The 12,355-nt window shown below is 32.9% G+C and carries 19 protein-coding genes; 2 read left to right on the top strand and 17 right to left on the bottom strand.

The features are described 5' to 3' along the window. Positions 1 to 11: 11 nt before the first annotated feature. The 13 genes from ACUN3A_RS04795 to ACUN3A_RS04855 all read right to left on the bottom strand — a co-directional run bounded on the left by ACUN3A_RS04795 (position 12) and on the right by ACUN3A_RS04855 (position 6,415). Positions 12 to 467, bottom strand: coding sequence for a hypothetical protein (locus ACUN3A_RS04795; protein ID WP_445550201.1), 456 nt, complete (start codon positions 465 to 467; stop codon positions 12 to 14). Beyond that, entirely contained in the window at positions 454 to 1,269 is an 816-nt protein-coding gene (locus ACUN3A_RS04800; protein WP_445550202.1) for a hypothetical protein, read from the bottom strand. Before ACUN3A_RS04800 ends, ACUN3A_RS04795 begins: the two co-directional genes overlap by 14 nt. After that, entirely contained in the window at positions 1,223 to 1,543 is a 321-nt protein-coding gene (locus ACUN3A_RS04805) for a hypothetical protein (RefSeq protein WP_445550203.1), read from the bottom strand. Before ACUN3A_RS04805 ends, ACUN3A_RS04800 begins: the two co-directional genes overlap by 47 nt. Before the next feature lie 11 nt (positions 1,544 to 1,554). After that, positions 1,555 to 2,262 carry a hypothetical protein gene (locus tag ACUN3A_RS04810; RefSeq protein WP_445550204.1) on the bottom strand — a complete coding sequence of 236 codons (708 nt, stop codon included), beginning with the start codon at positions 2,260 to 2,262 and terminating at the stop codon, positions 1,555 to 1,557. A gap of 2 nt (positions 2,263 to 2,264) precedes the next feature. Continuing rightward, complete coding sequence (locus ACUN3A_RS04815; protein WP_445550205.1) at positions 2,265 to 2,684, bottom strand: hypothetical protein; 420 nt, start codon at positions 2,682 to 2,684, stop codon at positions 2,265 to 2,267. Positions 2,685 to 2,697: 13 nt separating this feature from the next. Further along, positions 2,698 to 2,994 carry a hypothetical protein gene (locus ACUN3A_RS04820; RefSeq protein ID WP_445550206.1) on the bottom strand — a complete coding sequence of 99 codons (297 nt, stop codon included), beginning with the start codon at positions 2,992 to 2,994 and terminating at the stop codon, positions 2,698 to 2,700. Further along, entirely contained in the window at positions 2,981 to 4,063 is a 1,083-nt protein-coding gene (locus ACUN3A_RS04825; RefSeq protein WP_445550207.1) for a reverse transcriptase domain-containing protein, read from the bottom strand. Before ACUN3A_RS04825 ends, ACUN3A_RS04820 begins: the two co-directional genes overlap by 14 nt. Before the next feature lie 91 nt (positions 4,064 to 4,154). After that, positions 4,155 to 4,532, bottom strand: a complete 378-nt coding sequence (locus ACUN3A_RS04830; protein ID WP_445550208.1) for a hypothetical protein — start codon at positions 4,530 to 4,532, stop codon at positions 4,155 to 4,157. A 4-nt stretch (positions 4,533 to 4,536) separates the two neighbouring features. Further along, positions 4,537 to 5,022 (bottom strand): hypothetical protein, encoded by a 486-nt coding sequence (locus ACUN3A_RS04835; protein ID WP_445550209.1) that lies wholly within the window; start codon positions 5,020 to 5,022, stop codon positions 4,537 to 4,539. Positions 5,023 to 5,115: 93 nt separating this feature from the next. After that, on the bottom strand, positions 5,116 to 5,304 hold the full coding sequence (locus ACUN3A_RS04840; RefSeq protein ID WP_445550210.1) for a hypothetical protein: 189 nt from the start codon (positions 5,302 to 5,304) through the stop codon (positions 5,116 to 5,118). 124 nt (positions 5,305 to 5,428) lie between these two features. Beyond that, positions 5,429 to 5,629, bottom strand: a complete 201-nt coding sequence (locus ACUN3A_RS04845; RefSeq protein WP_445550211.1) for a hypothetical protein — start codon at positions 5,627 to 5,629, stop codon at positions 5,429 to 5,431. 2 nt (positions 5,630 to 5,631) lie between these two features. After that, a complete protein-coding gene (locus tag ACUN3A_RS04850; protein ID WP_445550212.1) occupies positions 5,632 to 6,099 on the bottom strand; it encodes a hypothetical protein in 468 nt (155 codons plus the stop codon). After that, complete coding sequence (locus ACUN3A_RS04855; RefSeq protein ID WP_445550213.1) at positions 6,092 to 6,415, bottom strand: hypothetical protein; 324 nt, start codon at positions 6,413 to 6,415, stop codon at positions 6,092 to 6,094. The genes ACUN3A_RS04850 and ACUN3A_RS04855 overlap by 8 nt, the downstream gene beginning before the upstream one ends. 64 nt (positions 6,416 to 6,479) lie before the next feature. Between ACUN3A_RS04855 and ACUN3A_RS04860 the strand changes: the two genes are divergently transcribed. After that, positions 6,480 to 6,908: a helix-turn-helix domain-containing protein gene (locus ACUN3A_RS04860; protein ID WP_445550214.1), complete on the top strand. Its 429-nt coding sequence runs from the start codon at positions 6,480 to 6,482 to the stop codon at positions 6,906 to 6,908. Positions 6,909 to 6,930: 22 nt separating this feature from the next. Next, positions 6,931 to 7,494, top strand: a complete 564-nt coding sequence (locus ACUN3A_RS04865; RefSeq protein ID WP_445550215.1) for a hypothetical protein — start codon at positions 6,931 to 6,933, stop codon at positions 7,492 to 7,494. A 355-nt stretch (positions 7,495 to 7,849) separates the two neighbouring features. Here ACUN3A_RS04865 and ACUN3A_RS04870 read toward each other — a convergent pair whose 3' ends face one another. From ACUN3A_RS04870 to mobA, 4 genes are all read right to left on the bottom strand, one after another. After that, complete coding sequence (locus ACUN3A_RS04870) at positions 7,850 to 8,962, bottom strand: tyrosine-type recombinase/integrase (RefSeq protein ID WP_445550216.1); 1,113 nt, start codon at positions 8,960 to 8,962, stop codon at positions 7,850 to 7,852. A gap of 155 nt (positions 8,963 to 9,117) precedes the next feature. Next, entirely contained in the window at positions 9,118 to 9,963 is an 846-nt protein-coding gene (locus ACUN3A_RS04875) for a hypothetical protein (RefSeq protein ID WP_445550217.1), read from the bottom strand. A gap of 636 nt (positions 9,964 to 10,599) precedes the next feature. Beyond that, complete coding sequence (gene mobB / locus ACUN3A_RS04880; RefSeq protein ID WP_445550218.1) at positions 10,600 to 11,895, bottom strand: conjugal transfer protein MobB; 1,296 nt, start codon at positions 11,893 to 11,895, stop codon at positions 10,600 to 10,602. Between the two features lies 1 nt (position 11,896). After that, positions 11,897 to 12,334, bottom strand: coding sequence for a conjugal transfer protein MobA (gene mobA / locus ACUN3A_RS04885; RefSeq protein ID WP_445550219.1), 438 nt, complete (start codon positions 12,332 to 12,334; stop codon positions 11,897 to 11,899). Positions 12,335 to 12,355: the final 21 nt, after the last annotated feature.

The raw sequence follows: 12,355 nt of genomic DNA on the forward strand, positions 1-12,355 counted from the left end.
CGTTTCTTTTATTATTTACCTTGAAATATTTTAATCAAGTTTACACGGCTATTTTCCATTCCAATAGCGGTTTGCGCCACCGAAGTAAGCATTTTAGCCTTTGTTTCAAGAAAAGAGATATCATCATTAGTAGCCTTATCAATCTGATCAATTAAGCTATCAAAAGAAGCGTTCAATTTTTGATACGTGGTTGACATTTCTGGAAGAATAACTTTCTGTTGCTTCAATGGCAATTCAGCAGGAACAAAACTTTGTTTTTCAGGCAAATTCGATGCATCAAAGCAGTTCTTTTCCACTTTTTCATAGAAGTTGATAAAACTACTCTCAGGCACTTGCAACGTTTCTTTATTTGTCAAAATCATAATATTCGACACTACTTTTTTACAGCTTTGAAAACAATATTCTTTGCCATTATGCGAAAAAGTTTTTCCTGTCAGTAATACGGTTAATTTTTCAATTACGTCCATTTATTTTTTTATTTAGAGTTAACATTTTTAATTTCATTTCAATCAATTCCGGATACTCATCAGCGATTTGCTGTGCTAATACATTATCCTTAATTTTAAACATTGTTTTAACTATTGATCTAGGAAGCATTTTATTCAAACTAGCATTTTCAAGCCTGTCAATTTTTACTAAATCACTCAATTCTGCAATCAATGGCGCACCTGGTTTTGAGCGTATAATATCATCATCATTCAATTCGCCATACGCTTGAACCCACAACCATCGATTTCTTGGAACAAAACCATTTTCAAGTTTCACAAAAGCCATTTCAACACCATTGGTATGATTCCAAATCCTAACATCCCCAATTTTTGCAACACCTCTAGTTTTCCACATATTTGTTGCACACATCGAAAACCTGCCCAATACCCTATTTCTTTCTTTAATCGCCGATATTTCTTTTTCAGTTCGCTTCAAAAACAAATACCTTCTTTTTTTTTCAATATGCTTTTTAGTCCACTTTTTCTCCTTTGGGAAATGTTTAGTAAAAATTTCTGCAATTTCCGTATCGCCTATTTTTCGATAATATAACCTCAAGAACCTTACAGCAGTTTCGCACCAATATTCCAAATCCATCCGTTTAAAACCCATCCTATAACAATGCTTTCGAGTTGTGGTTAAATTCAACCCAATAGCTTCCGCAATTTGTGGATTAGTAAGCTTAAAGAAGTTTTTACGAATAAATTTTTCCTGAAACTCAGTGAGAACAATCAAATTATGCGGAACACGCTTTTTCTTTACTTTCAAATCCAATTCGTTCATAGACATTATTAATTTTAGTTTCAAAAACTGGAACTGTCTTAATCATATATTCCATTTCAGCAATAACCGTAGGCACATACAAATAAGATATTTGGTATTTATGACCCAAAGTCCGAGCATCATATTTTTTTGTTTTAGACAAAAGAAAAACAATCACTTTCTTTACCAATGAATCCCGAAGGCTCACAATTTCCGACACTCTACATCCAAATTCAGAGCTTATGGCTTGCTCTACTATTTTTGCGTTTTCGGTATCGAAAGTGATTGTTTTCATCTTTTTAGTTTTTAATATTCAAAAACTTTTAATTCAGGATGCAGTTCATTAATTTTCACTAACTGCTCATTCAAAATCGCTTTGGATTCCAAATCAATAAATTGCTTCAAATCAGGCGAAACCAACGAACATTCAAAAGAAGCTGTGATATTTATTTCAACTTCCAAACGTTTATTTCCCTCACCAACAAAAACAGGCAATTCCAAAAAGAAACCCGAAGGAATATTTGATTCAACTACCTGATGAATCAATACTTTTTTATTCGCACGATCATCAGTTTTTAATTCAATATCCTTATTTACCTTCCCTTCAAAATTTCGCAATTCCGAAACCAATTTCATTGCATACTCTTTGTTTTCGAAATAATGGCGATTCATTTTTACAAAATCTGCCAATTCAAAAGTTGAATAGGTTTTACTGGAATTGATGTTGAATTTTGCCAAATCGGGATGTAGCTTCAATTTACCTTCAATCACATCAGGATTTCTTTCCCTGGCATCATACAGCAAATTGATATACAATTTATCGTAGCAATATTCAAGTTTCGAATGCTCAATAATTTCAGCACTCACAACCTTTTTAGACAAGTAAACTAAAGCCGAATTAATAGCCCCGCCTTTTACTTCAATCGCTTTTTTATGAAATACCGGTTCAGCAGTTCCTTGCAGAATAACAAGTTCTTTATTCTCAGAACCTATTTCAATTTTAAAATTTTCCATGATTAATTAGCTTTTTTTAAGTGTTCGTTAATTGAATATTGCATTTCATCAGGACGAAGATTTCTCTCAAAACGAAGAATCCCATCTTTCGAATAATACCCCATTTTACCTTCAGCATGATCTTTAAGCAGATATACTTCTTCATTGATTTCTTCAACTTGTGAGCGAATTAATCCAAGGTTTTTAGCAATGGTTTGCTTTACTGGTTTGGTTGCCGATTTAAAGACTTCTTTAGCAACCTTTAATTTTTGATCTTCCTGATCAACAAAAATCATATCCTGAGATAAATTGCTTTGCAGTTCCTGAATTTCACCCACTGACAATTCCCTAGGATAAGAGAAATTCTCTTTTTTGTCAGCAACCGCTTTTAATTGCTCCAGCCTATCAGCAGGGCTTTCACTTTGTAAAATTTGTTTTTCCATAATTTTAATTTATTTATGCAAACTCTAAATGTTCGCCGTTTTTTACAATCTTTGTTTTAAAAGGAAAATCCTCTTTTGCTATTTTCTGAATCGTTTGAATCAGATATTTACCACCTGTAAAAACAATCCTATCTTCGTCTTTGTATTCAATTTGAATATCCAGCCTATCACCACGATCAGCGAATTTTGAAGCCAGTATTTTAAAATCTTTTACAATAATTTCTTTATCCAATAATTTTGATGTTGCTATTTTTTCACCAACAAAATTTTCGATAATTGGTTTAATATTGAATTCACTAAAATTTTTCATTAGGTATTAATTTTTTAATTAAGTGTTTAGAATTACAATGTTTCGCCCAACCCCAATAGGATGCTAAAACACTTCTATCTTTCTTTTTTGATACTGCTTTTGCAAATCGTTTTTTAATCGATTTTCGAAGCAACACATACTCATGATAAAACACATAACCTAAAAAATCTATCCCACGCGCACTAACAGGAAACACCTGATAATTATCCTTTACAATCAGCTTTAAATTATCGCTCAAATACGATTTAATATCACCCAAAAGAGCATGCAGATAAACTTTGCTTTCATTCAGAATCACGATATCATCCGCATATCTGAAATAATATTTTACCTTTTTATTCTCTTTAATCCAGTGATCAAAACCAGTCAAAAAATAATTAGCGAAATACTGACTCAAATAATTACCAATCGGCAATCCTTCAGCACTATCAATGATTTCATCTAACAACCAAAGCAAATCCTGATCTTTAATTTTTCTTCTAAGAAGCATTTTCAAAACATCGTGATCTACATTTGGATAAAACTTTTTAATATCCAATTTCAAACAGTACTTTGTACCAGGTACATCTTTTAAAGCCAGCTTCAAATTATTGGATGCCGAATGAATACCCTTTCCTTTGATACAACTATAGCTATCAGCAGTAAAAACAGACATAAATACTTTTTCAAGATGTATCATTATTGCATGATGCATTATTCTATCAGGGAAATACGGCAACTTAAAAACATCCCTTTCTTTTGGTTCGTAAACTTTAAAAACTTGGTATTTAGAAGTTTTATATTCCTTATTAACCAGCCATTCCCGAAGCTTTAAAATATTAGCTTCTTTATTCTGATTATGAAGCACTACACCGTATTGATTCTGTTTACCTTTTTGAGCAACTTCATCAGCCTTTCTGAGATTTTCTAAGCTTATTATCTTTTCGTATAAATTACTTACTCTTTTCATGCCTTGCTTAAATCGGTCGTTTTCCCTCGCAGTACCAACGACCTTTTTAGTATGTGATTTTTTGCCATGCTGGCAAGGTTTGCAATGATTTAATATTTTTTGCTCGGTGGGAGCTGACATTCGAATTCGTATTCCAGTTATCGTAGTTGTTGTACGAAAACCTGACACCTGAAGGAGAACTGTCAGCAACTCACTGCACAACCTTAATTTTTTACTTTACTTCCCTTTCGTACACCATGAATCTTTTATACAAATCCTCATGATTTTGAAAAATTAGTTTTGCAGTTTCCCTGGACTCAGAAACAAGGCGGGAGCCGACATCCGAAAGCGTATCCCAGAAACCGTAGTAGTAGTACGAAAACCCGACACCCGAAGGAGAACCCATGAGAGCAATTGGAGAATATTTACCCTGATCATAATCTGTAAAATCAGGCTGAAAGTTTGGATTGTGATAATCCGTAGCAACCATTAATTTTGCGATTGCTTTTACAGCTTCAATGTGCCTTTCAGGAATTCCCGAAATAACAATTGCATTTACATCTAAATTTTCACTTTCGAAAATCTGTTCTATTGTAGCATTTTGATCCATGATCTTATGACTGTTGAATGGTTAATAATGGTTTGTAAATTGATTGCTCAAACAACTTACCAGCAAACTCCGCTAATTCAGCCGATTTAAAAGCAAGGCGGGAGCCGACACGCGAATACGTAAGCCAGTTACCGCAGTCGTCGGACGAAAACCCGACCCCCGAAGGAGAACCCATCTTGAACCAAGCAAAATATTTATATTCACTTGAATTACTCCAATCAGGAATCCAACCTTCATTCAAAGCTTTAGAAACAAGCTTTGCCATTTTATAAGCAACTTCATCCGACTCTAAACCTTCACAGGATTTTTCAAAAACAAGCTTATCGATGTTTAATTCAATCAAGACATCATCAAAACATGTGATTCTTTCCATTATTGACTTTACAAAAACCTTTTTACCTAAAAGATTTTCAAGAAGCAGCTTCCCTTTCGAGGTAGCATTTTCATGCGCTATTAAAGCAGCATCTTTGTTAATTTGTAGTGTTTCCATTTATATTTATTTAAAATTTAGTTTCTCTAGGACAATTCTTTGATAATTCCTGTAAAACCATCAAAACCGTTTCAAAAATTAATCGCAACTTTTTCATAATTTGTCTTTTTTAATAGTTTCCAAATACTCAAAATATTTAAGCCTTTCAGCCAACTTTCTATCATACTCTTTTTCTTGTACCACATACAGAAAAAATCCATAAAACACCCCAAAAATCATAACAACATCAGCTACCAAAAGCACCCAATACGTCACTTCACTGTTTATAAAATTCTCCCACATAGCGTACACATTTCAATCATTTCAAAATAAGATTCTGGACAACACAGTCGACCGACCGGACACTTTTCGCTACAAGGTTCTTTTACCTCGATCTCGTTGATTTGCTTTTGTTCTTCAGTAGTAATCAATTCCTTTCCTTCCATTTTTGACTAAATTTTTTAAACTTGTTTATCAAATATTCACGAGCCTCTGCATCAGAAATGATTGGTTTTTTTTGAGGTTTATTTTTAACCTTCACATCCGAAACCGACAGCATACGCAACAGTCGTTGCTTTTCCTGTTCAGGAAGCGCTTCAAATACCGCATATGCTGTTTCTGCTTGCATGATTAACCAAGTATTTGTTTAACATGATTTACACGTATTAAAACCTGAGCCTCGATGGCAGTATTTTGCCAAAAAGCCAATAATTTAACCTCAGTAACTTCAGGGAAATAATGGAGCACTACCGCCTTAAATGATGTCCATGTATCAAACCCGCATTGCTTAAACCAAGCCAATAAAAATTCACGTTCTAAAACATCTTTAGGAGACATTTTTAATTGAGACACAGAAAGATTCTTTTTAATATCTACTAAAAAAGATTCAAAAGAATCATAGCGATACGTATCAAACAATCTTCTATATTCAACATTACATATCCTAAATGCTAAATCAGGAGAACCGTATTTCTGTAATTCTATATTATACAACTCATAAAACCCTTTGGGAGTTGCTAATTTTATCATCAACTTATTTTGTGATTCAAGAAATTTGATGTGATTCAAAGTACGTTCAGTTAATGTCATATTACTCATTTTTCATTTTTTCAAAAACAGTTACTACTTTCTCAACAATTTCCTTATCCATCAACTGGCAATTCCAAAACCTTTTAAGCTTAACTAAATCAATATCAGAATAATGAAACTGCATTATAGATTTTAAAGCATCGAATGATTTAAATCCCATACGGAAAAACTCACGTAATATCTCAGAACATTTATTGAACGTCTCAAACCTATTTATCGTTTCAGTTTCCCTAATTGTTAATTTAGGTACGGTTTTTGTATCTTTGATTTCCATAATAAAAACATATATATGTTTATTGATACAAATATAAGTAATATTACTCATTTATAGATGTTTAAATAAGCAATATTTAACAAACATTTTATAAAATATAGCTAACTTACTAAAAATGAACGCATTAGAAATTAAAGAAAATAGGAAAAAACTAGGACTTACTCAAGCTGAATTAGCTAAATTAATAGGTGTTTCCTTAAAAACAATTGGAAACTATGAAAGTGGAGAAGTAATTCCAGAAAGTAAAAAAGCATTATTACTTAAAGTTTTAAGTAAAAACGAAAATAATTTACTAAATGAACCAGGAGAGGGATATGGAAATATGGATGGATACGATGAACAAATATCTAACGTGTATTTAAAAATAAAAGAAACAAAAAAAATAATAAAGCTCTCTCAAAACGTAAAAGACAAAGAAAAAGAAGAACTGTATACCGAAATACTTAAATTACTATTAATTCAAACAGAACTAATAAATACAGCTAAACAATCTCATATCGCTGAAATAAAAATTTTAAACAATTTAGATCCAAATAATAAATAATTACATTTGATGAAAAAATATTATGAAGAAAATTACATTGTTATTATTAATTAGTTTTTCAGGATTCTCACAAAGCATTATAAAAAACAAAATCGACGAATTCACAAAAGTAAGATACATAGAAACTAATATAACTAAAGAAAAAAGACTCAAAGAGATAGATAATATTTCCCAAGACAAAGGAAGCGTTTACTTCAATTTATCATATATTGAATCTGAAAAATTATCAATTTTTTTATTTAACATACTATTATATTCAAATTACGATTTAGGATGTTTCTCGAAATATGATGGTAAAATAATATTCTTATTAGAAAATGGAAAAACAATAGAAGGTAAACAATTTTCAGATACTTCATGTGAAAAAACTGGAAACACAATTAAATACACTTTAGCAACTTCCAGCGATTCCATAAGCACGCAATTTGAAAATTTTGACATATTATCAAAAGAAAAAATATCAAAAATCAGAATTTATGGAAGTAAATTTTTTCAAGATTTTATCATTAAAGAAGACGCTAAAGAGTATATAAAAGGTCATTTTTTGATACTAAAAGACGAAATAAATAAATTACCTACCAAATAACATCAATAAAACTTTATACCGAATACTTTAAAAAGATGTATAAATAAAAAATCCGTTTAAATGAATTAATTCACTCAAACGGACTAATAATTAAAAAATAAAAATTAACCTAAAAAATCATTCTAATCCGGAACATAAAACTGAACATGTTTTTTGTAAAAATATAGAATTTAATACCTTACAAAGCCAATAAATACATTGGTAAAAATAACTAAGTTAAATTCATAACCCTGAGGTCACGGGTTCAACTCCCGTCTTCGCTACGAAAACAAACCCTTAAGCATCAATTGTTTAAGGGTTTTTTATTGGTATGAATTTAGAAAAAAAGATAGACCAAAAGAAAAAAAGTGAGGAATTAGAGTGAGGAATCTGATCCAAATATTTTTATTTTAACAGCCCCTTTTTCAACTACCGATAAAATTTGCGGGTCTATATAATATGATTCCAACACTTTTGTAGTCGAATGTGAAGTTAGCACCCCTGTTTCTTTTTGCATCACTTGATGAACCCATGTAATATATGTTTTCCTTAAAGTTTTCAAACTAATATCTTTTTCTATACCAGCCCCATTTTTGTAATGTGAAAAAGCTTTAGAAAGTGAATCCATAATAGTTTTTGATTGGACTTTTCTTTCTGGCAATAAAATATAATCGTCAGTTTGTTTTTTTTCATGATACCCCATCTCCACTAATAGGTCAAACAAATCAGAATTTATTGGAATATACTTGTATAATCCATCTATATTAAGATTTCTCTCTACTTTTAAATTTTGGATTCTAAAAAATTTCACTCCACTTACAGAAACATAAATATGACTCCAGCGCAAATCAACTATTTCCTCCCGCCTTCCACCAGTTAACAAAAACAATCTAAAACCATCTTTCAAATACGGCTTATACATATTTTTTCGCTCTCCTTTACCCCCAAGAACAATAAAAGGATTATATGTATCAACAGCTTCAAGAATTGCATTAAACTCTTCTTTAGTGACAGAATTAATATTTGTTTTTGGTATTTGTTTTCTAGAATATTTCCTAAAAGGATTCTTCATTTCAATTTCCTCAACATCAATCAGGAAATCAAAAAAGCCTTTGACCCCATTCAAACATTTATTAAAAGTTTTCGGATTGTAATGATTCTCAGCCCAAGAATAAAAATTTGAAACATCTTGCTTATTGACATCTTTAATCCGAGATAACTCAATATTTTTATTTTTCTTTAATGTCTTTGCGAAATATTTACAAAATCGTATTAATTCCTTTCGATGCTCAACCGTAACATTTTTTTTAAATTGAGCGTACTCACTTTCTCCGTTTAGATAATGATTATATTTTATTATGGAATCAATAACAGAATAATCATTTCCTTCTTCCTTCTCAGCTGCTATTGTTTCATAATTATTAGATTTTAAGTGTTTTTCAAAATTTATCGCTTCCGTTACAGCATCACTATAAACTGTAGAATTCAAGATTTTAGATTTCACACTTTTTTTGGTTCCAGGGATATGAATTCTTACTTTGTAAGTAAAACTTTCAAAATGATTGCATTTCGGACTATCTACTTTACATTTTTTACAATAAATCTTAATCCCTTTATATGGATTTTTAGGTATTGTTAGCTTTCTCATTGTATTAAATCATTATATAATTTCTCATCGTTTTTATTCCGCTTTACCTTGGTAGTTGGAACGTAATCACACTCTCCTTCTAATTGTAAAATTAACAGCTCATACACATTATAATCTTTAACTATACGTCTGTATATATTTTTCCATTTTAAGGGATATTTTAATTTTAACCCTTTTACAAAAGGTTTGTCGATTTCGCATATAACTTCAATTTCGTAAACCAAATTTTGTTTTGAAAATTTATGAATTTGAATACCTCTTTTTTCTAGCCACTTTTTAGTCGCTTCACCATTAGTCAACTTTAATTTAACAGCTACCTCTGAAATTGTAAGCATTGATAAATTGGTTAAATTATCTTGATTGTTTTCAGTTACGGAATTTCTTTCAGCTTCAAAAAGTTCTTCACGATGCTGTTTCAATAAATCCGTTAACTGTAAAAAATCTGTTTCCAATTCCTGAAAGTCAAAGCCCTGCTTTTCGGAGAGCTCCTCGCACTGGCTCTGCACACTGTCAAAGTCAAAAAGGTTAATTTTCAGCCTGTGTTTCTTTTGTGTAGTATGTGCTACGATCTGAAGTGATACCCTAAGGTTTTCCAAATCCATAGGCATGTTGCCTACAACATAAAATACTCCTGCAGTTCCTGTAAAGCTGATTTCGTTGCCGTTTACAATCTGTAATCCAATACCCGCTTTATCTGGTTTTGCATTTTTTAAAAGATTCAGTATTCCATCCTTTCCATAATTGACCCTCATGTCATTTAGACTATGCCCCTCAGGAAGTTCCTCTTTTGAGAGCGGCACATCGGGTCTGATCTCCTGCATTTGTAATCTGATCTTTTTCATTTTCTCACCGCTTAAAGATTATTATTTCTTCTAATTCATATAATGATTTGATAACTTCTAAATGCTGTTCCTGAAGTTCCCGTCTTGCAGTGCAACGACAGCTTCCCTTTGATCCAGTACCTCACTCTGAATTAAACTTGTGGAGTGAAGTACAGTCGGTGCACAATATAATTTCTTCGTAAGGTTTCTATTATTTCGGAGGTAAGGAACCGAAGCTGTTGGCAATACTGCATTATATCAAAGACGAGATAAGGTTCTTCTAACAAATATAAAAAGGCGTTTTTGAAGCTATTGTGGTATTGGTACTGCCGGCACTAATTGTCTTTTGATGTCGTAATGTTCAAGACAATTTTGGTTTTCAGATCTGAGTATCAATCAGCAGACTTGCCAATAAAGTATATGTAAAATCAATTTGAACCCCAACAGTGGGTTTTCATATTGCGGAAAACCATAAGGTGGAGATCTAATAGGATAAATTAAAGAGATGCATTGGAACATAACCGAGGAATTGCATTTTTTTAATAACCCACAATTAAAAAAATTACAATAATGTATCCTATCAATTCTTTATGTATGATACATTGAAAAATCGTGTTTCATACTTTTTTTGTATTTCACGCGTACTCAAAGACCAACTTAAAGCCTTGGTTTTCTGTGTTTACTCTTTCGTTTCATCTGATTGGCAAAGGCAGTTTCCTGAAAATCTTCTCCCTGTGTTTCGGGCAGTAAGTTTCCAAATGCTTCAATAAAATTGTTTTCCTGCCCGCTGTAAAGCTTCTCTTCCTTCCCTAAAAAGTCAAACAGGCTGTGTGGCTGGCTAATCTGTTCGCCTGCATGTGCACTTTTCTGTGAAGCCGTGTTTTCTTTTTCTTGCATGTCTGTTTTAATACCGTTATTCCACCAGTCATTAAATACATTTGCCGAAAAGTTTTTACCAAGCTCTGAACCGTTATACACACAGCGGGATTTGTGGTTAATAAAAGTAATGCCGTAAATACGACCTTCAGTATTTCGGCGCACCACAACATTGACCCCCTGTTCCGACAGTTCTTTCTTAAATTGCGATTCGTTTGATGCAGTCTGCATTACTCGTTCGATCCTGTCTTTAACTGATCCCTTAGCAGGATGATCTTTTAATTTTATCCTGTTCTGTTCGTATTGGGATTGCAGTTGTGTATAGCCAGCATTTTTGCCAAACAGCGAAGCCTTAAAGGGATTACTTGTTTTTTCTCCCTGTTCGTTGAGTGCAAAATATACCAATCCTTGTTTTGGGATTCCGTTATATTCGCCCTTGACTTCTTCGGCAGTAATATTGTAAAGGGAAAGCAGGGCATTGTACGCTCCCAAAGTTTGGAACTGATAATTTTGGGGTAAATGGCGCAGTACTGATGCCATCTGGCTTTTTATATCGCCTGTCCTATAATCAATGGGTTTGAATATTTGATACTGCGAATCTTGCTTTTTCTCCACAGCAGATGTAAGGCTGTACTGTTCTTCCAACGTCCGGCAGACAGCCATCGAACGCCTTTTCTCAAACTTATCTGAAATCTTTTTACCTTCTTCATCCACACAGACCGACACGATATGAATGTGGGTGCGCTCAATATCGGTGTGCTTAAATACTACAAAAGGCTGATTTCCGTACCCCATCTGCTTCATGTAGTCCTGCGCCATATTTTCAAAATCAGCATCACTTACTTTATCTTTCGGGTCAGGGTTCAGTGAAATATGAAGTATTGGTTTTTCCGTTTTTCTATTGGCCAGCAGATATAATTCAAAAGAGCGGGTAAGCTGTTGTACGGAATTACTGCCGTCGGGAGCTTCGATAATCTTCTGGGCAAACAAAACCTGCGCAGTTTCTTTCTCAACCTTTTGATAGTTATAGGTTAAGGCACCATATAAATTAGTGCCTCTTGCGATTTTCGCTATCATGTCAAGACTTTTTTACCAGGTGCTTTTCTTCAAATTCCACTGTAAGCTGTATTATTTTTTGAGACAAAAAAGCAAATTCAGCAGTCTGCTTTTCCAGTTTGTAGAGATATGCAGAGGCTTTCTTTTCGGAAAAATTACGGTATAAAATCTTCACTACCTGATTGTAATTTACCCCGACAGCCCTGAACTGTCCGAATAAGGCTGTCAGGCGCACATAATATTCGATTGAAGCCTTATCAACCTTTATTGTTGTGATGCCTTTTTGGAAAATACATGCCGTAATAAAGTGCGCCATTACAGTCATGCCAGACAGTTCAAATAAGGATAGAAAGCGGGCATTTTCTTCAGCGGTAAGACTGATCGAATAGCGGTGAACAGCAGGATCTTTTTTGGGATGCCTGCCTCCTTTGTGTGGGTTGGTTTTGCTATTGTTTTCCATGATTTTTTATTGCTGGTATTG

The sequence above is a fragment of the Flavobacterium sp. WC2509 genome, from assembly GCF_052683105.1.